Origin of the sequence: Bacillus sp. FSL R12-0074 (assembly GCF_038005725.1) — a bacterium.
GTDB lineage: Bacteria > Bacillota > Bacilli > Bacillales > Bacillaceae_G > Bacillus_A > Bacillus_A mycoides.
The window spans coordinates 3044923-3063259 of sequence record NZ_JBBOTR010000001.1 but is presented as its reverse complement, the minus strand read 5'-3'; the positions used below and the strand labels follow the sequence as shown (position 1 = coordinate 3063259).

15 protein-coding genes and 2 pseudogenes are annotated in these 18337 nt (G+C 36.2%); 13 read left to right on the top strand and 4 right to left on the bottom strand.

From position 1 onward, the window contains the following. Positions 1-268: 268 nt before the first annotated feature. The 3 genes from NSS97_RS15990 to NSS97_RS15980 all read right to left on the bottom strand — a co-directional run bounded on the left by NSS97_RS15990 (position 269) and on the right by NSS97_RS15980 (position 1473). A complete protein-coding gene (locus NSS97_RS15990) occupies positions 269-544 on the bottom strand; it encodes a hypothetical protein (RefSeq protein WP_106081257.1) in 276 nt (91 codons plus the stop codon). A 147-nt stretch (positions 545-691) separates the two neighbouring features. After that, positions 692-1222 carry a hypothetical protein gene (locus NSS97_RS15985; RefSeq protein ID WP_341113337.1) on the bottom strand — a complete coding sequence of 177 codons (531 nt, stop codon included), beginning with the start codon at positions 1220-1222 and terminating at the stop codon, positions 692-694. A 122-nt stretch (positions 1223-1344) separates the two neighbouring features. After that, positions 1345-1473 carry a hypothetical protein gene (locus NSS97_RS15980; RefSeq protein ID WP_341113335.1) on the bottom strand — a complete coding sequence of 43 codons (129 nt, stop codon included), beginning with the start codon at positions 1471-1473 and terminating at the stop codon, positions 1345-1347. A gap of 604 nt (positions 1474-2077) precedes the next feature. Here NSS97_RS15980 and NSS97_RS15975 point away from each other — a divergent pair. The 7 genes and pseudogenes from NSS97_RS15975 (at position 2078) to ppsA (ending at position 10777) form a co-directional block, all read left to right on the top strand. Further along, complete coding sequence (locus NSS97_RS15975; protein ID WP_341113333.1) at positions 2078-2947, top strand: ABC transporter permease subunit; 870 nt, start codon at positions 2078-2080, stop codon at positions 2945-2947. 1 nt (position 2948) lies between these two features. Then, complete coding sequence (locus NSS97_RS15970) at positions 2949-3938, top strand: ABC transporter permease (protein ID WP_341113331.1); 990 nt, start codon at positions 2949-2951, stop codon at positions 3936-3938. Between the two features lie 174 nt (positions 3939-4112). Next, a pseudogene (locus tag NSS97_RS15965) lies at positions 4113-5117 on the top strand (IS4 family transposase); the annotation flags it as partial. Positions 5118-5630: 513 nt separating this feature from the next. Further along, positions 5631-6935 (top strand): group II intron reverse transcriptase/maturase, encoded by a 1305-nt coding sequence (gene ltrA, locus NSS97_RS15960; RefSeq protein ID WP_061674703.1) that lies wholly within the window; start codon positions 5631-5633, stop codon positions 6933-6935. A 146-nt stretch (positions 6936-7081) separates the two neighbouring features. Further along, a pseudogene (locus NSS97_RS15955) lies at positions 7082-7468 on the top strand (IS4 family transposase); the annotation flags it as partial. Between the two features lie 272 nt (positions 7469-7740). Then, positions 7741-8049 (top strand): YolD-like family protein, encoded by a 309-nt coding sequence (locus NSS97_RS15950; RefSeq protein ID WP_341114646.1) that lies wholly within the window; start codon positions 7741-7743, stop codon positions 8047-8049. 121 nt (positions 8050-8170) lie between these two features. Continuing rightward, positions 8171-10777, top strand: a complete 2607-nt coding sequence (gene ppsA / locus NSS97_RS15945; protein WP_341113330.1) for a phosphoenolpyruvate synthase — start codon at positions 8171-8173, stop codon at positions 10775-10777. Positions 10778-10832: 55 nt separating this feature from the next. On the opposite strand, the gene NSS97_RS15940 is transcribed toward ppsA, so the two are convergent. Continuing rightward, positions 10833-11450, bottom strand: coding sequence for a TetR/AcrR family transcriptional regulator (locus NSS97_RS15940; RefSeq protein ID WP_044443069.1), 618 nt, complete (start codon positions 11448-11450; stop codon positions 10833-10835). Positions 11451-11620: 170 nt separating this feature from the next. Here NSS97_RS15940 and NSS97_RS15935 point away from each other — a divergent pair, with 170 nt between their 5' ends. The 6 genes from NSS97_RS15935 to NSS97_RS15910 all read left to right on the top strand — a co-directional run bounded on the left by NSS97_RS15935 (position 11621) and on the right by NSS97_RS15910 (position 18240). Further along, positions 11621-12802 (top strand): YhgE/Pip domain-containing protein, encoded by a 1182-nt coding sequence (locus NSS97_RS15935; RefSeq protein ID WP_341113328.1) that lies wholly within the window; start codon positions 11621-11623, stop codon positions 12800-12802. A gap of 425 nt (positions 12803-13227) precedes the next feature. Continuing rightward, a complete protein-coding gene (locus NSS97_RS15930) occupies positions 13228-13926 on the top strand; it encodes a response regulator transcription factor (protein ID WP_341113326.1) in 699 nt (232 codons plus the stop codon). Further along, positions 13919-15016, top strand: a complete 1098-nt coding sequence (locus tag NSS97_RS15925; protein ID WP_341113325.1) for a HAMP domain-containing sensor histidine kinase — start codon at positions 13919-13921, stop codon at positions 15014-15016. Before NSS97_RS15930 ends, NSS97_RS15925 begins: the two co-directional genes overlap by 8 nt. Positions 15017-15281: 265 nt before the next feature. Next, positions 15282-16382 carry an efflux RND transporter periplasmic adaptor subunit gene (locus NSS97_RS15920; RefSeq protein WP_341113323.1) on the top strand — a complete coding sequence of 367 codons (1101 nt, stop codon included), beginning with the start codon at positions 15282-15284 and terminating at the stop codon, positions 16380-16382. After that, on the top strand, positions 16379-17053 hold the full coding sequence (locus tag NSS97_RS15915) for an ABC transporter ATP-binding protein (RefSeq protein ID WP_044443078.1): 675 nt from the start codon (positions 16379-16381) through the stop codon (positions 17051-17053). Before NSS97_RS15920 ends, NSS97_RS15915 begins: the two co-directional genes overlap by 4 nt. 2 nt (positions 17054-17055) lie before the next feature. Next, positions 17056-18240 (top strand): ABC transporter permease, encoded by a 1185-nt coding sequence (locus NSS97_RS15910; protein ID WP_341113320.1) that lies wholly within the window; start codon positions 17056-17058, stop codon positions 18238-18240. The last annotated feature ends 97 nt before the right edge of the window (positions 18241-18337 follow it).

The window sequence follows — 18337 nt, the reverse complement described above, 5'->3', positions numbered from 1 at the left end:
GAAAGGATAACGTATTTTTTCATTTTAAGGAAATTTAGTTTTGTTAGCTTGATAGCGATGGGGTGGTACCCCTAATACCCCAGAAGGAAAAGAAAAGTATAATTCCTTTAACGTACAGGGCGTTCCATATATCATTGTAAAAGATCATGAAAATAACACTCAAAAATCAATTCTTGGATTCAGCACTCAATCATTAGAAGAGGCTATTTTATAATAATCATCACAAAAAAAGAAACGAACAAAAATGTTTGTTTCTTTTTTTTGGTGTTTAATGCTCAAGAAAACTTATAACCGCATAAGTATATAGAACGACTAGACCAAAGGCACATATTCCCATAATTATAATCGCTAGTGCGCTTTTCTCTTGTCTAAACCCTATAATTCCAAGAATAAATGCACTCCACATTGTTACCTTAACCATTGTAGAAAGGTTGGGAATTGAATATCCACTCAACCAGGTAGAGAAACTTACAATTACGGAAAAAGAGAACAAAGTTAGAACAATAGATAATATATTAATGTGCTTCCCATACTTCAGTTGCATTTCGCTATCCCCTTTTCTTTTCATTAGTGAATAATAGGTAGATGACTATTTTTTTATTTTATTCTAAATTTTCTTGAAAGTACACAACGAAAAGAAGAGGTTGTCCCAAAAGTTGCTGAATAGTTACTTTTGGGCAACCTCTTTTCTTTATTTTTTACTTTTCTCTAGTTTAGAGATACTTGCTTCTTTTTCAGGTAACGTATCAACAAAATCCTTTTGAGATTTTAATAGGTCAGATTGTTGTATCCAAGCCTTAAGATCATCTAAAGATTTACGGGCTTCTTTTACATCGCCAGTAATATCATTCATGTTCAACTTATTAAATGTAGCTAAAAATTCTTGTTGAATCTCACCTTGCAATGCATTGGCTTGCTTTGTTAATTCTTTATTTTCATCACTTTTTGCCTTTTGAGCATTATTCATAGCTTTCCCGATTTCATGTTTATCAAAAGCATCTTGCGCTTTCTTTAAATTTTCGGTTTGTTCTAACTTACTTCTAATCTTCTTATCATCCTTCAACTTCAAAGCCTCTTGATAATTCTTTATAGCTTCGCTATACTTTTTATCCTTAATGTTCTTATCAGCTTTTGATGTATAACCTTCAAAGGAATTACTACTACAAGCTGCCAGTAGCAAGATGAATGCTAGAATTAACCCATAAAACTTAACATTTTTCATAGAATCTATGCCTCCCCTTCTATACGCATATGCATATACTTATATTATTACAATTTCTGTAAAAAATGAAAGGAATACATATGTTATCAATTTGATAAATATTCTGTTGGAGGCATTATGTATCATTTATTATCTTTTTCGGTAGACTGAATATATTCAAAGAAATCCGGTGATTCTTCCATTGCTTCTTTTTTAAATTTTTCAAGTTCTTCACGTTCACGCGGAGACAATTTTTCTAGTAGGGGTACCACCCCATCACCATCAAGCTAAGAAAAGCAAATACTCCAAAACGAAAAAATGAGTATTTTGTTACAAGTTAGTACAAAATTTCGTTCTGGGGGTACTATAAAATTTTAGCTTGATGGGCATGTGGTAATACCCCATCACCATCAAGCTAAGAAAAGCAAATACCCCCAAAACGAAAAAATAAGCTTTTTATTACAAGTTAGCACAAAATCTCATTGTGGGTAGTTGTATTTTTTTACCTGATAGCAATGTGACGGTACCCCTGTAAGAAGTTCCATTACGGCCTTTTCAAACTCCTCAACGGTAATAGAATAGGCTAAAGATCATCCGTTTTTTCACGGACTTCCCTTATCATAGGAAATACAAAACTATCAAGGGCTTTAAAATAACGATGCTCTAAATGATGTTAGATTTTAGCCAATTCTATAATAGAGCTCCAAGTTTATAAGTTTAGTGTTTACAAAAATATGGATTAATTCAATTTTGAATTAAATCATATTTTTGTAAATGCCCCGTTGAAAGTTTACCTATACCGATATAAGGGTTTACATTTCTGAAAATTAAATCTATTATTAAGGGTGGAAAATTAAGTAAGAAGGATGTGGTTATGTGTCGAAGAAAATCATTCTATCAGGCTGGGAGCTAATTATTCATCTATTGTTGTCGTTTGTCGGTATACTAGCGGTTGGCTCTCTACCAATTCTATTCAAAGGGCTTTCAATAGATATTCCAGGGTATTTTAGTAGTATTTATAAAATTTGCGAGAAGATAATACTACATGCTTCATCTATGCGGTATGGTATGAAGATTAAAAAGGATTTGTTCCCACAAATATTTTTTCACTATAAAGAGACGATGGTTATACTCTCAATTTCACTGATTGTTTCATTAATAGTGTCATTTATACTAGTACACGTAATCTTAAGGGTTAACGAAAAATGGCAGAATAGGATTAAAGAATTCATGTTATTTCTTCAATCTTTACCTGACATATTGTTTATTGTTGGTTCCCAATTGTTGGTGGTATGGATATTCCAGAAAACTGGTGTTATGGCAGCACAAGTAGCAGGAATTGGAGACCAGAAGGTGCGACTCTTACCGATTATCTGTTTTTGTATACCTACCGTTATCATGTTTGTTAAGTTCTTACTTCTAAGATTTGAGGATGAGTTGAGAAAGGATTATGTGTTGTTCGCTGCTTCAAAGGGTATGGATCGTCTTCATATTTTAAACCACCATGTACTAAGAAACGTTCTATTAAGTACTTTGTTCTTTGTAAAAGCTAATATATGGTTTATGCTCTCTAACTTATACATAATAGAATCGATTTTCAATACTCTCGGATTCTTTGTTTTTATTAAAGAATACCAAAGTGTTGAGGTATTCACGGTTGGATTAATATTAATTTACTTACCTATATTCTTATTTTTTAAATGTTTCCATTGGTTGGTACCTACTGCGATGAAGGAGAAAATATAATATGTGGAATTATTTAAAACGTGATAAACGGTTCTGGTTAGGTGGTTTATTTTTAACAATATTAATGGTCCTAAGTATAGGAAATACTGTTTTTAATGACGGAAATATACATAAAGTAATCCTTCAATATGATAAAACTGGTTATCCTGAAGTGCCTCCATTTCCACCTTCAATGCAATTTTTATTTGGTACCGACAGAGCGGGGTACGACTTACTCAATCTGATAATTGAAGGGGCAAAATGGACTATTGGGTTTGCAATCGTAGTAGCCATATTACGCATGGTGTTAGGCATTATAATCGGTTTTTTACTTGGTGCATATGTTAAAAGAGGGTTTAAAAAAATTGAAGCATTTTTTGATAGTTTTACAATCGTACCAATGGTTATGATTTGTTATTTCATATTATCAGAAGTACTTATTTATGCTAATGGGACGATACCGGCTCCATTTTACCAAAGACTTCTATTCCAATTGGCTGTGATTGTTCTTTTAAGTGTTCCCACTCTATCATTATATGTTGCAAATGAAGTAAGGAAATTGCAAACTGAAGAGTTTGTTGAAGCTGCAAAGATACTCGGTGGCGGAAAATTATACATTGTTGTTAAGCACATTCTTCCTCACCTGGTTCCAACGTTTATAATAATGCTTATGCAACAATTCGTACAAACACTAACATTGTTGCTTCATTTAGGTTTAATAAATTTGTTTTTTGGTGGAACAGTTCTTTATGGTGATGAGGCTGATTCTGTAACACATGAGTGGACTGGTTTAATTGGGATGTACTATCCTTCTCTATCTGCTGATACTTGGATTCCAATGGTTCCGATAATCTTCTTTAGTTTGACTGTTCTAGCTGCGAATAAAATAACTGATAGTATTCAAGATTCTTTAGAAAGAAACAGAACTGCCAGTATCTCTGTTAAAAATACTAATAAGAGTGTTTTGCAGGTACCTGAAAATGAATTGTTTACATTCAAACATCAAGCATAAACACAGCTTTAATTCTCACTTACAGGGGGTATCATCATATCGCTACCAAGTTAATAAAAAGAAATGCCCCCTAAAATGAAAAAATACGCTATTCTTTCTGTAGAATCATAGGAAAGGATGGCGTTTTTTATGTCTGTTTCTGTGTCTGACGAACTATAACTATTTGCTCAAGAGATTCAAAGTTTTTTATCTCCAAATACCTTACGGGATCTTGCTAGAGATGTTGGTTTTGTACAACGGACCAGTAAGTATCAGGCAAAAGATTTAGTCGCTTTATGTGTATGGCTGAGCCAAAATATAGCTATGACTTCTTTAACTCAGTTATCTAGCTGTTTAGAAGCATCAACAGCAGTACTCATCAGTCCTGAGGGACTGAATCAACGATTTAATAAGGCGGCCGTCCAACTTTTACAACACCTACTAGCCGAACTACTAAGCAAAAAATTGGCCGCATCTATGCCGATTTCTTCTCCATACACTTCTGTTTTCAAGCGTATTCGTATTTTAGATTCAACTGCATTTCAACTCCCGGATGTATTTTCATCGGTTTATCCAGGTGCAGGAGGATGCAGCCATACAGCTGGGATAAAAATTCAACTTGAGTATGATTTGTTAAGTGGACAGTTCCTACATATTCATACAGGTCCAGGTAAACAACATGATCGCACTTACGGCTCTCTGTGTGCCCCAACTGTGACAGCGAATGATTTATGTATCCGAGATTTAGGTTATTTTCATTTAAAAGACCTTCAATATAGACAAGATAAAGAGGCCTACTATATCTCTCGTATCAAGTCGAATACACGTATTTATCAAAAAAATCCTAACCCTGATTATTTTCAAGATGGAAGAATTAAGAAAGGTACAGAGTATATACAGTTAGATATGGAGACGTTAATGAACTCCCTTCAACCAGGACAAACATGTGAAATAGCTGATGCTTATGTAGGAATGATTGATAAAGTGCCAGCCCGTGTAATTGTTCATCGATTAACAAAACAACAGCAACAAAAACGATTACAAGATCAAACTGTAAGAGAAAAAAAGAAAGGAATGAAGTATTCTCCTCGTAGTAAACGACTCAGTGGTATCAATGTATATATGACAAACACCCCTACAGATATTGTCCCGATGGGACAGGTACATGACTGGTATTCTTTGCGTTGGCAAATCGGCGTGTCCAGATAAGGACACATTATCTAGTTGGTGAAAGTCCAATCGGGAGAATAGACTCCACTCCCGTAGCCTGAGAGGCGCCATGAAGTGAAAGCGACACGGCGAAGCCCTCTGACATCACATGCAAAAGGCATGTGGGCAAATCTCCAGGTTGTAACGTACAGTGAACGTAGACGTAGCCTCGTTACACGCAATTCCGGTGGCTGAGACGGTCGATAACGTGCGAAAGCAGCAAGAACTGACCGAAACGAGTCTGGAACGGCAGTTCTCACCGGCGGGGTATCAGCGGCGACATGGAGAGAAAGATAATGTGGAAACTGGAGAAGCCCTCGACACCCGATGAAGAAACCTCATCGAGGAGACCGTCTCTATAACCGCGATCGGGAAGTGAGAACGGTAGGTGTCAGGGTGGCGGAACGGATCGTAGTACCAGAGATCTGCGTGCAGCAAAACGCGCGGGGAGGGAAGGGTCCGAACCTGTAAATATTTCGTACGACCAAAGGAGGCAAGGGTGCCATGATAAAAACACCTATTACTTTGCAGGAACTAAGGCGACGAATCTATCAAAAGGCGAAGTCTGAACCTACGCATCGGTTTTGGGGAATATTTTCCCACATTACCAAAATAACAACCCTTCATGAAGCATATCAGCAAGCGAGGAAAAACAACGGTGCCCCAGGCATCGACGGGAAAAGTTTCGCTGATATAGAGCTAGAGGGAGTTATGCCGTTTTTAAAGAATATCCAAGCAGAACTACAGGCTGGAACATATCAACCACAAGCTAATCGTAAAGTAGAAATCCCAAAAGAAAACGGAAAAATGCGGACACTACAAATCCCGTGTATACGGGACCGCGTGGTCCAAGGAGCGCTAAAACTCATATTGGAAGCCATCTTTGAAGCTGATTTCTGTTCAAATTCCTACGGATTCCGACCAAAACGCTCTCCACATCAAGCACTGGCAGAAGTGCGACGTAGCATATTGCGCCGGATGACTGTAGTAATCGATGTTGACCTGTCACGCTACTTTGATACAATTCGACACCACATACTTTTGGAGAAAATTGCAAAGCGTGTCCAAGATTCGCAAGTTATGCACCTTGTAAAACAGGTAATCAAGGTGACAGGAAAGATTGGTGTCCCGCAAGGGGGACCATTTTCTCCCCTAGCCGCAAACATCTACCTCAATGAAGTAGATTGGACATTTGATGCCATTCGACGTAAGACAACAGAAAACCATTACGAGGCTGTAAACTATCACCGTTTTGCTGATGATATAGTTATCACTGTAAGCGGACACTCTAGTAAACGTGGATGGGCTGAATTGGCATTGCGACGACTGTGGGAACAATTAAAGCCTTTGGGAGTTGAACTGAATCTGGAGAAAACCCGAGTGGTTAATGTTTTAAAAGGAGAATCCTTCGGATTCCTAGGATTTGATTTGAGGCGAGTACTTAATCGAAATAAGAGTAGATACTTTGTTCTTATTACCCCGAAGAAGAAAGCCTGTACGAAAGTGAAAGCAAAAATCCGAGAATTAATCAGAAACGCAGGCGCCAAGCCTGCACAAGATTTAGTAAAACAAATCAATACTGTACTGATTGGATGGGTGAATTACTTCCGGGTTGGGAATTCTAGTCGAGCTTTTAGTAAAGTACGAGACTATACAGAGATGAAAGTCCGTACGTTATTGACGAGAAGGAAACGGCGACAAAAGCGTAGCATTGGATGGCAGAGATGGAGTAATGAATATCTCTATGGTGTACTAGGACTCTACTGGAACTGGAAAGTTCGTCCTCTCGAAAGCTCGGGAAGATATTGATAAAAGTGTCTGCCATCTGATAGGTCTCATAACCCTTTTGATGAAGTTTATGGGGTGAGCTGCTTGAGGGAAAACTTCACGAGCAGTTCTTATGGGGAGGGGCTGGAGACGGGTCATAACTGATACCGCGCCAGTTCTTTACCCGACAAATTTTATTTAAAACGTGGAAGTCATTCTTTCAAATTCATCATTGTAAAAAGATAAAACCAGAACGATTGGAATGCCATTTATATGGTCAATTGATTGCCATTCTACTCTGTTCTTCTATCATGTTTCAAATGCGCCAAGTGCTCTTCATAAAGAAAAAACGAGAGCTTAGTGAGTATAAAGCCATATATATGCTTAAAGACTATTTTCTTCTCCTATTCCAAACTATACAAAAAAACACCCAAGAGCTATCAAAGGTGTTACTTCGCCTGTTCAATCTCCTACAGCAAAACGGGCGGAAATCTCATCGATATGAGAAAAAAACGGTCTTTGATATATTAGGTGTCGTTTACAATTGTACCATGTCTGATAATCAAGCCGCTTAATTCAAAAAAGTGAAACCCGTTAGGGTTTCTTTCGTATGCAAATCTTTCAATCACCTACACTTGCTCTTTAGAAAAAGAAACAATCTCGCCTAAAATTGACTTTGCATAAGCTTAGCTTGATAGCGATGTGGTAATACCCCAATAGGGAGAATATTGTATTAGGGGGAGGGATTTGACGTGTGTTATTTATGAGAGGCTCATTGTACATATACATGTGTACAATGATTGGGACATTCATATTTCTAGAAAACTTGAAAAAATGTCTTGATAATATGGTCAAGTGGCAACCGTTTGCTAGTATGCCAGAGCAGTTCGTCTGTATTAAAGAAATGATACAGGAACAAACAAAAGTCCCGCGTCCAATTTTAACGCAAGATGCAAAAGAAAGGATTGAAAATAAGCTGTTAATTTCATATTTAGGTGAAGAAGAGGTTTTACTTACATATTATAAAGAGGGCTATCTATATAAAAATTACATAACAGTAGCTGATATAAATCCATTAAATAAGACGATTACTTGTACTGATGCTTTTCATAATCAAAGGATGTTTAAGTTTGGTGATGTAGTTGAAGTGAATTAGAGGGGAGGAATATCTCTTCCTAACTTAATTATATCATGTAAATCAAGTTCAAAATAGACTGTTTATTCTCATTTACTACTGCTACAATCAAGAACACATGCACAGTAAGGAGAGATGTTAAATGAGTTCTTTCGTTCTCGATTTTCAGGAAATAGAAAAAACGCAGCTTTCGCTCGTTGGCGGAAAAGGATTGAATTTAGGGGCATTATCAAACATTCAAGGTATACAAGTGCCAGAAGGTTTTTGTGTTACAACGGTAGGGTATGAAAAGGCCATCGAGCAAAATGACGAGCTTCAAACTTTGTTGCAGCAGCTAACAAAGTTGAAAATGGAAGAGCGAGCCCAAATTGGTGGAATTAGTAAGAAGATTAGAGAAGTCATTATGGCAGTAGAAATCCCTTCTGAAGTAGTGGAAGCGGTAGCTCATTATCTCTCACGTTTTGGAAATGAACATGCGTATGCCGTGCGTTCTAGTGCTACGGCTGAAGATTTACCATATGCCTCGTTTGCTGGTCAACAAGATACGTATTTAAATATTATCGGTAAAGAAGCGATTTTGCAGCATGTAAGAAAGTGCTGGGCTTCTTTATTTACAGAGCGAGCAGTTATGTACCGCATGCAAAATGATTTTGAACATAATCAAGTTTCTATATGTGTTGTCGTTCAAAAAATGGTTTTCCCTGAGGCTTCGGGAATTTTATTTACTGCTGATCCAGTTACTTCTAACCGAAAGGTAGTATCAATTGATGCCAGTTTTGGACTTGGTGAGGCGTTAGTATCAGGACTGGTCTCTGCCGATAATTATAAAGTAAAAGAAGGCGAAATTACTGGAAAGATGATAGCAACTAAAAAATTAGCTATTTATGCTTTAAAAGAGGGCGGAACGGAGACGAAACAGGTTGATCTGGCTCAGCAAAAAATTCAAACATTGTCTGAACAACAAATTTTACAACTAGCACAGATTGGAAGACAGATTGAAGCTTATTTTGGTTGTCCGCAAGATATTGAATGGTGTTTAGTGGATGATACATTTTATATTGTCCAAAGTCGCCCAATCACGACTTTATATCCAATACCAAAAGTAAATGATGGGGAAAATCATGTGTATGTATCGGTTGGTCACCAGCAAATGATGACCGATCCCTTGAAGCCATTAGGAATGTCTTTATTCCAGTTAACATCTTTTGGACAGAGGTTTCAAGCTGGAGGAAGGTTGTTTGTTGATGTCGCACAAAGATTGGCTTCGCCTACTAGTAGAGAACTTTTATTAAATATGATAGGGAATTCGGAACCGCTTATTAAAGATGCATTAACGACTGTAGTCGAGCGAGATGATTTTATTACATTGTTACCAGATGATGAAAAAGAAAAGAGTGTTGGTAAAAGTGGACCACCTGCAAGTTCGCAACCACAAGTCGAAAACAATCCAGCAATCGTTACGGATTTAATAAAGATGAATCAAGCATCAATCGAAGAGTTAAAACGAAACATGCAAACGAAATCAGGGGTGGATGTACTTGATTTTATTTTGGAAGATATGCAGCAATTAAAGAAAATATTATTTCATCCGCAAAGTATGGCTGTCATTATGGCAGGTATGGATGCTTCAACATGGATCAATGAAAAAATGGAGCAATGGCTAGGCGAAAAGAATGCAGCAGACACACTTTCTCAATCAGTACAAAACAATATTACGTCTGAAATGGGGCTAGCATTACTCGATGTTGCTGATGTGATTCGGCCATATCCAGAAGTTATTGCGTATTTACAACATGTAGAAAATGATAACTTTTTAGATGAATTAGTTCAATTTAAAGGCGGAGAAAAAGCTCGAGATGCCATTCTAACTTTTCTAAATAAATACGGAATGAGATGCAGCGGAGAAATCGACATTACGAAAACACGCTGGAGTGAAAAGCCAACTACAATTATCCCGATGATTTTAAATAATATAAGAGACTTTGAAGCGGGGGCGAGTAAGCGGAAGTTTGAAGAAGGACTGCAAGAAGCTTTGCAAAAAGAAGAAGAGTTAGTAGATCGATTACAGCACTTGCCGGATGGTAAACAAAAAGTAGAAGAAACGAAGCGAATGATTCGTAACATCCGCAATTGTATCGGTTATCGTGAATATCCAAAATACGGCATGATTAATCGTTATTTCATATATAAGAAGGCATTATTGAAAGAAGCTGAACAACTTGTGCAGAGCGGTGTCATTCATGTAGTCGATGATATATACTATCTAACTTTTGAAGAGCTTCACGAAGTTGTTCGCACGAATAAACTAGATTACGAGCTTATTCATAAACAAAAAAATGAGTACAAATTATATGAAAAGCTAACGCCTCCCCGCGTTATGACGTCTGATGGAGAAATCATTACAGGTAAATATAAACGAGAAAACCTCCCAGCAGATGCGATTGTAGGTTTGCCTGTTTCTTCAGGAGTGATTGAGGGGAGAGCACGCGTTATTTTAAACATGGAAGAAGCGAATTTAGAAGATGGAGATATATTAGTTACTGCCTTTACTGATCCTGGCTGGACACCGTTATTTGTGTCTATAAAAGGGTTAGTCACCGAAGTTGGTGGGCTCATGACACATGGAGCAGTTATTGCACGTGAATATGGATTACCAGCAGTCGTCGGGGTAGAGAATGCTACGAAATTAATAAAAGACGGACAACGAATTCGGGTACATGGAACAGAAGGCTATATTGAAGTGTTGTAATGAAATAAAAGATCATCCGCTATTATAGTGGATGATCTTTTATTATATAGCGGACTTATTTCTTTAAACCAGCCGCATAAAAAGGTCCATGAACTGCGATTGTTGATAAAATACGAGCAATTTCCTCGGGTGTTTCTTTTTGTCCATTATTTAACCATTGTTGAATGACACCTATATGAGCAGATGCCATATAAGAAGTTAAGTATTGGCTTGGGACAAGTAAATTCTCCTTATTAATGAGAGCACCATTCGTATCTTCAAATAGTGTTTTCCACATAAAGTCTTTCAATTTTGTTTGGAAAGATAAATCTCCTTTTGGGCTTAGTACAGCTTTCATAAAACCACTATTTTCATTTAGAAATTCAAGAATAGAAGCGATAAGTACAAACGGCATTGTTGGGGAAGGATTTGATCCAAGTTCAGCAATAACTTCCGGAAGTTTCTGTTTGGCAATGCTGGAAAACTCATGCATAATTTCTTCTTGGCATTTCGTCATTAAATCAAATTTATCTTGATAGTGCGCATAAAAAGTACCACGATTTATGTTTGCTTTCGTAGTAATATCTTTCACTGTAATGGCGTCAAAACCTTTTTCCTCAATTAACTCCACCAATGCATTTCGTATGGCAGTTTTCGTACGAATGACACGTAAATCTAAATTACTATCGCGCAAAGCATGTCCCTCCTTAATTTTAGCCAACACATTTCAAGGATGTGTCTTATAACCGACACATTCACGATTTTTGATTATTGTATAAGGTTCAACTCGAACATATAATTCAAATATAAATAAACAACACGTTGTTGGTTATTATAAATCAAATTAAAGGAGGAGAAAAGAAAATGTTTAAAAACAAACTTTTATTGTTATCTCCAGTTATTGCACTACTTGTTGTTTTTATTTTTTCATTAACATTATTTCCAACGGTTCAACCTAAGCCGAAAAACTTACCAATCGCAATTGTAAATGAGGATCAAGGAGTAGAAATTCCGAATCAACCGAAGATGAATATGGGGCAAACGATTGTTGATAATATGAAAAAGACATCAAAATCAGAGGAAGAACCTGCGGTAAAGTGGGTAGAAGTGCAAAATAAAGAAGCAGTTCAAAAAGGCTTAAATAATCAAGAATATTATGCAGCATTGGTTATTCCGAAAGACTTTAGCACAAAACAAGCATCATTACGAACACCACAGCCATCTTCGCCAGAGGTAGAAATATTCATCAATCAAGGAATGAATACAGCAGCATCAACTATGGCAGGACAAATGTTAAATGCGATCGTTGATAATATGAACAATACTGTTCGTACACAACTATTAGAAGGATTGAAAGCAAAAGGAGCTACATTAACAGCAGACCAAGTTTCAAATGTAATAACACCTATTGCAAAGAAAGTGACAAATGTGAATGAAATCGGCAAAAATAGTGCGAACGGTAACTCGCCAATGTCTTTATTCCAACCGTTATGGATTGCAAGTTTAGCGAGCGCAGCAATTATCTTTATTGCGATAAGTAAAATGCCAGTAGGTACAAGAAAAGAAAACTTCGTATTAAAACTAAAACAAATAATAACAGGGGCGATTGCTGCACTTGTAATTGGATTTGGGCTTACATGGATTGTGGATGGAATGGTAGGATTAAATATCCCGAATTTCACAAATACGGCTTTATTTTTATCAATTACTTCTTTTAGTTTCTTCTTAATGATATCGGCGGTACTTTCATTAGTTGGACTAAAGGGAATCGGTTTATTTGCTCTCTTACTATTCTTCGGTGCACCGTTATTATCATTAGCGCCTGAAATGTTGTCGCCATTTTACCAAGACTGGGTGTACGCATGGTTGCCAATGCGATTTATGATTGAAGGACTTAGAGAAATATTCTTCTTCGGAAAAGGGTTAAGCTGGAGTACACCTCTTACTGTGCTCGTTTGGATTGGTGCGGTAAGTATGATGATTATTTTAGCGACTGCTTTCAAACGTAGTGTAGTAAAGGAACAAAAAACTGAAGTAAATGCATAAAAATAAGTAAAGGAGAAACCGTTTCACTAGTAGTGAAGCGGTTTTTATGTTGAAATACAAGTAAGGGTACAAAATATATTGATATAATGAAAGGAAGTTAGTTATTTGTGAAACTAACTGTCACTTAGCTAGGCTTGAGATGAAGGGATCCTACTAAAAAATCTGTTGTACTATATAATTACTATCTCTGATATACTTTATTTTTGTTAGTTTTTCTGCATTTTCTACCATAAAACGTGAAATCATAGAGGGTGTTGCAAAGTTAACAAAACATAAACATGCAAAAATAAATGCATAAGAAATATAGTACTCGAGATTATCTTTAAAAAGTAAGGATTTCATAATAATGTTCTTTTAAGATGGTATAAACAAAATAGACTAGTTTAAAATTGAACGTATGAAAAAGGAATGAGGGGAAGGGCAAAATGAAGCAGATTTCAATTTTAATAGCGGATGATGAGGTGGAAATTGCTGAATTAATTGGGATATATTTAGAAAAAGAAGGTTATCATGTTGTGAAAGCTACTGATGGAGAAGAAGCTGTTCTTATTATTCAATCGCAACCAATTGATTTAGTTATTTTAGATATTATGATGCCAAAAATGGATGGTTATGAAGTAACACGACAAATTCGTGTGAAACATAATATGCCAATCATTTTTCTAAGCGCGAAAACATCTGATTTTGATAAGGTGACAGGTCTTGTACTAGGTGCGGATGATTATATGACAAAGCCTTTTGCACCAATTGAATTAGTTGCGCGTGTAAATGCACAATTACGTCGATTTCTTACGTTAAATCAACCGAAAGTAGAGGAGAATAAATCCGTTTTAGAAGTAGGCGGAGTGGTTATTAATCTTGAGCAACGAAAGCTAAATGTATACGGAGAACAAATTGAATTAACCCCAAAAGAGTTTGATATTTTATATTTATTAGTGAGCCATCCGAAAAAAGTGTACAGTGTGGAAAATATCCTTCAGCAAGTGTGGGCGGATGATTATTACGATGGTGGAAGTACAGTTGCGGTACATATTCGTACTTTACGAAAAAAAATTGGGGAGGATACAAGAAAGAATAAGTTAATAAAAACGGTATGGGGGGTAGGTTATACTTTCAATGGCTAACATGATGAGAAGTTTTCGTTTTAAAATGATTGCTTTGTTTGCACTAAGTATGGTGTTAGCAGCTGGTGTTACATATATACTTGTTAAAATAGTAGGTTTCTGTTTAAGAATGAGGTTTAGTCATGAAGATTATATACACATTTTACTTCTGGTCAGAGGAAATATTTATCTTTCTTTTATTTCCGTCGCCCTACTATCTACTTTGTTTTTTTTCTTTTTAACAAAACAATATTTAAAGTATTTTGATGAAATTTCTAATGGCATTCATCATCTGGCTAAAGGAGATTTTGCAAATAAGGTTTATATTTCATCAAATGATGAATTTGGCGATATTGCACGTGAAATTAATATAGCGAGTGAAAAATTAAAAGAGGCGGTTGAAAGAGGCGACTTCGCTGAAAGTAGTAAAGATCAGCTTGTTGTAAACTTAGCCCATGATTTAAGAACGCCATTGACATCTGTGCTTGGTTATTTAGATTTAATTCTCAAACAGGAGAATTTAACGAAGGAACAGATTGGATATTATTCTACAATTGCATTTGCAAAATCACAACGACTTGAAAGTTTAATTGATGAGTTGTTTGAAATCACACGAATGAATTATGGCGTACAAAAATTAGATAAAGAATCCATTAATATACGTGAATTACTCATTCAGCTAGATGAGGAATTATACCCTTTACTGGAAAAGAATCAATTAGAGGTGAGATCAAATATTGAACCTCATTTATTTATTAATGGTGATGGGAATTTGTTAGCTCGTGTATTTGAAAATCTTGTAACAAATGCGGTTCGATACGGAAATAAAGGACACTTTATTGATATGAATGGATATATTGAAGGTGGAGATGTTGTTGTACAGATTGTTAATTATGGAGAAAGCATTCCAGAAGAAGATTTGCCCTATCTTTTCGATATGTTTTATACAGGTGATAAAGCAAGAACAGTCCATAAAAACAGTACGGGCCTTGGATTATATATTGCTAGAAATATTATTGAGCAACATAATGGGAAGATTTCTGCTGAGAGTAATGTAATGAGAACAATATTTGAAGTGAGATTGCCAAAAGAAGAGAATTCAAGAATTTAATAAATATTTAATGTTACCCCACTTTTTATTTAATAAGTTTCTTCTATCCTATACATATGTTAGGTCAAGGAGGAGTTAGAAATAAAAAGTGGGGCTTTTTATATTGCGCACAGTATGCGCTGGATTTTATATAACACGAAGATTTTAAAAAGGATGAGTTTATATTTTGAAATCTAATTTATATATAATTCCCGAAAAACTAACTAACTACACAAAAAGAACTAATGGTTTCTAAATGTAAAATATAGAAAAAAGTGAGGATAATATGAAAAAAGTAAATAAAGTAATCATCGTTGGAGTGTTAACAATGGGTATAGGAGTTGGAGCCTATATGACGTTTGCTGGGGGATCTGAACCGGGTCTACCATATAAAGTATATCAAGTGACAGAAAAACAAATAGAGAATCATCAAAAATTTAGTGGCGAGGTTATTCCAAATGGTATAGAAACAATTTCATTCGATCAAACAAAAGGTACGTATGAATTATCTGTGAAAAAAGGTGATGAAGTAACAAAAGGACAGCTTCTTTTCAAATATAATGATCCTATTGCTAGACAAGGGGTAACGGAAGCAGAAATGCAAAAGAAAATTGCACAAAAAGAAGTAACCTTACAGCAAAAACAAATTGATGTAGCAAAGCAAAAATTAAAAAAAGATAAAAACGCTGGGCTTCCTGGGGAAGCAATACATGCATCAGAAACCGAAGTTCAACAATTAGAATCACAACTTGAAATGAAAAAGTTTGAGGTAGAAAAAGCTGATGAAATGATTAAAGCAGCAAAAGAGAAATTAAATACTCTTTCTGTAACAAGCCCGGCCGATGGTGTAATTGACGATATTGTGAAAATTGCAGATGAGAAATCCGGTATGAGCGGCATTACACTTCGTCACGCTGGCCCCTTTAAAGTAAAAGGTCAACTGTCTGAATATGAGCTTACTAATATGAAAGTTGGGCAAGAAGTAACGGTTTCATCAAAAGTGGTTGCCGGCAAGACTTGGACAGGAAAAGTAACAGAAATCGGCTCTACACCACTAATGAGTATGGATGAAAACAAAACAGTTTCTAATTATCCATTCACTGTCACATTAGATAATAGTGAAGGATTACAAAATGGTTTCCACGTATATGTAATGAGTAAATCTGGCGAAGCAACAGGCACAATCGTTCCAAAAACTAGCATCTTGAAAAAAGGAGATAAAACGGTTGTTTACGTAGTAAAAGACGGAAAAGCAAAAGAGCAAGTTGTTACGGTTGAATTTGAAACAGGTAGTGAAGCGAAAGCTTCAGGAGTGAAAAAAGGAGAGCAAATTATCTCTACACCTACTGTAAATCTAAAAGATGGTATGGAGGTTGTCGCTCAATGATTAACTTACAAGGAATCACAAAATCTTTCCAAAATGGTTCAGAATCCATTCAAATATTACACGGGATTGATGTAACGCTGAATCAAGGAGATTTTACTTCTATCATGGGACCGTCTGGTTCTGGTAAATCTACATTAATGAATATTATCGGTTGCTTAGATAAGCCCACGACGGGTACGTATGAATTAGCTGGTCAAAATATTTCAAACATGTCTGAAACAGAACTCGCACATGTTCGAAATAAAGAGATTGGATTCGTGTTCCAAAACTTCATGTTACTTCCAAGACTTACAGCGCTACAAAACGTTGAATTACCGCTTATTTATGCAGGAGCCGATAAAAAAGAAAGACGTGAGCGTTCGTTAGCGGCTTTAACAAAAGTCGGTTTAGCTGATCGCGCTACCCATCTTCCAAATGAATTGTCAGGTGGTCAAAAACAGCGTGTTGCAGTCGCACGCGCAATTGTAAATAACCCGAAATTTATTTTGGCAGATGAACCAACAGGTGCACTAGATACGAAAACAAGTGAACAAATTGTAAATCTATTTTACGAATTAAACAAACAGGGATCAACTATTATTATGATTACCCACGATCGTGAAATAGGGGAAGCCGCAGCACGTCGAATTGTCATTCGTGATGGAATCGTTGTTCAGGATTGGAGAGAATAAATTTGAATATAAATGAAAATATACGTATGGCTATAGCTTCTATCTTTACACATAAAATGCGATCCATTTTAACGATGCTGGGAATTATTGTTGGAATCAGTGCGATTATTACGATTCTCGCAATGGGTGATGGACAAACCGCAAAGATGCAAAAAGAGTTTGAAGAAAACAACCATATAGATGAAATTGATATAGAGTATAACAATCCGGATTTCCCACTAGAGAAAGCGAAAATTACACCAGATATGGTAAAGCAATTACAAGTGATACCAGGTGTAAAGGATGTGTATCCACAGGTATACATGTCCATAAAAGCATATACAGGGTCGCAAGATGTTGCTTTTAGTTTGGCTGTGGGAACAGGTAATTTTATGCAGGACCGTAAAATGAAAATTGTACATGGGCGTGAGTTAACAGAGGATGAACTAAAAAAACCAATCCCTGTAGTCATTCTCCATGAAGATTTATTTACAAAGCTATTTGGTACTTGGAAAGATGATTTATATATAGACATAAAAGGAAAACCATACAAGATTGTCGGAGCGTACAAAAATGAGGGTAGTTTTGCGCGGCCATTTAAAGTGTATGAAGGATATACATCGATTGACAATGCAATGTTGATTTCAGGAATCGAGGAATACGAATCAGTGAAAATTAAATTATCTTCTGCTAATGATCGTGAAGAAGTAGGGAAACAAGCTGTATCTGTATTAAATGAATTGAAATCACCGGAATTTGAGCATCCATTTACAGTAGTGGATACGGGAACATATAGGCAAGGGTTTGAAGAAAATGCTCAAATGATGAAAATGGTATTCGCTAGTATCGCTGGGATTTCTTTAATCGTAGGTGGTATTGGTGTAATGAATATCATGCTTGTATCTGTTACAGAGCGTACGCGTGAAATAGGTGTTCGAAAAGCACTTGGCGCAACGAGAAGGAAAATATTAATGCAATTTCTCATTGAAGCTTGTATTTTAACAGCATTGGGCGGAGTAATTGGTTTTGGGTTAGGTATTATCTTTGCTTGGGTAGCGGCAATCACTGGTGGATGGCCACTCGTTATTTCCGTAAATCTCGGTCTACTATCTGTTGGAATATCTATATTGATTGGTATTGTCTCTGGTATACTTCCAGCAAATAAAGCAGCTAAATTGGACCCAATTGATTGTCTTCGATATGAATAATAGTGTAGGTGAAAGGTAAGATGTTTTAAAAAAGAGTAAATACCCCTATGAGTATTCACTCTTTTTTTAATAAGGACTTTCATAAGGTAACCCAAAA

Bases quoted from the DNA above. Each gene is read 5' to 3' on its own strand.
- NSS97_RS15990 (WP_106081257.1), bottom strand. From the start codon at position 544: ATGCAACTGAAGTATGGGAAGCACATTAATATATTATCTATTGTTCTA.
- NSS97_RS15985 (WP_341113337.1), bottom strand. From the start codon at position 1,222: ATGAAAAATGTTAAGTTTTATGGGTTAATTCTAGCATTCATCTTGCTA.
- NSS97_RS15970 (WP_341113331.1), top strand. From the start codon at position 2,949: ATGTGGAATTATTTAAAACGTGATAAACGGTTCTGGTTAGGTGGTTTA.
- ltrA (WP_061674703.1), top strand. From the start codon at position 5,631: ATGATAAAAACACCTATTACTTTGCAGGAACTAAGGCGACGAATCTAT.
- NSS97_RS15950 (WP_341114646.1), top strand. From the start codon at position 7,741: ATGGTCAAGTGGCAACCGTTTGCTAGTATGCCAGAGCAGTTCGTCTGT.
- ppsA (WP_341113330.1), top strand. From the start codon at position 8,171: ATGAGTTCTTTCGTTCTCGATTTTCAGGAAATAGAAAAAACGCAGCTT.
- NSS97_RS15935 (WP_341113328.1), top strand. From the start codon at position 11,621: ATGTTTAAAAACAAACTTTTATTGTTATCTCCAGTTATTGCACTACTT.
- NSS97_RS15930 (WP_341113326.1), top strand. From the start codon at position 13,228: ATGAAGCAGATTTCAATTTTAATAGCGGATGATGAGGTGGAAATTGCT.
- NSS97_RS15925 (WP_341113325.1), top strand. From the start codon at position 13,919: ATGGCTAACATGATGAGAAGTTTTCGTTTTAAAATGATTGCTTTGTTT.
- NSS97_RS15920 (WP_341113323.1), top strand. From the start codon at position 15,282: ATGAAAAAAGTAAATAAAGTAATCATCGTTGGAGTGTTAACAATGGGT.
- NSS97_RS15915 (WP_044443078.1), top strand. From the start codon at position 16,379: ATGATTAACTTACAAGGAATCACAAAATCTTTCCAAAATGGTTCAGAA.